The 841-nt window shown below is 72.2% G+C and carries 1 protein-coding gene; it reads left to right on the top strand.

Annotated elements, in window-relative coordinates; genetic code table 11:
- Positions 1–841: type VII secretion protein EccCb (eccCb, locus tag GL263_RS27355; RefSeq protein ID WP_182858411.1), on the top strand; the 841-nt coding region annotated here is incomplete at both ends.

An 841-nucleotide genomic window follows, 5' to 3' on the forward strand; every position in this document is an offset into this window, starting at 1 on the left:
CCGCGTCTGGCTCCCGCCCCTCGACTCCGCGCCCTCCCTGGACAAGCTCCTCCCCGGCCTCACCCCCACTCCCGACCGCGGCCTCACCTCCCCCGACAACTCGCACGCCGGCCGCCTCACCGTGCCGCTCGGCATCATCGACAAACCCTTCGAGCAGCGCCGCGACGTGCTGTGGAGCGACTTCTCCGGCGCCGCCGGCCACATGCTGATCGTCGGCGGCCCCCAGTCCGGCAAATCCACCCTCCTCCGGACCCTCGTCTCCTCCTTCGCCCTCACCCACACCCCCGCCGAAGTCCAGTTCTACGCCCTCGACTTCGGCGGCGGCGGCCTCTCCGCCGTCGCCGGCCTCCCCCACGTCGGCGGCGTAGCCTCCCGCCTCGACCCCGAACGCGTCCGCCGCACCGTCGCCGAAGTAGCCGGCGTCCTCAACGGCCGCGAGGAGTACTTCCGCGTCCACGGCGTCGACTCCATGGCCTCCTACCGCCGCCAGCGCGCCGCCGGCGCCCTCCCCGACCAACCGTGGGGCGACGTCTTCCTGCTCATCGACGGCTGGGCGACACTCAAGCAGGACTACGAGATCCTGGAAGACCACATCACCGACCTGGCCATCAGGGGCCTCGGCTACGGCGTCCACGTCGTCATCACCGCGACCCGCAACATGGAGGTCCGCGCCGCCCTCAAGGACCAGCTCATGAACCGACTCGAGCTGCGCCTCGGCGACACCATGGACTCCGAGTTCGACCGCCGCGTCGCCGCCAACGTCCCCGCCGACATGCCCGGACGCGGCCAGACCCCCGACGGCCTGCACTTCATGGCCGCCCTCCCCCGCGTCGACCGCTCC

Origin of the sequence: Streptomyces durbertensis, assembly GCF_014156695.1 — a bacterium.
Taxonomy (GTDB): domain Bacteria; phylum Actinomycetota; class Actinomycetes; order Streptomycetales; family Streptomycetaceae; genus Streptomyces; species Streptomyces durbertensis.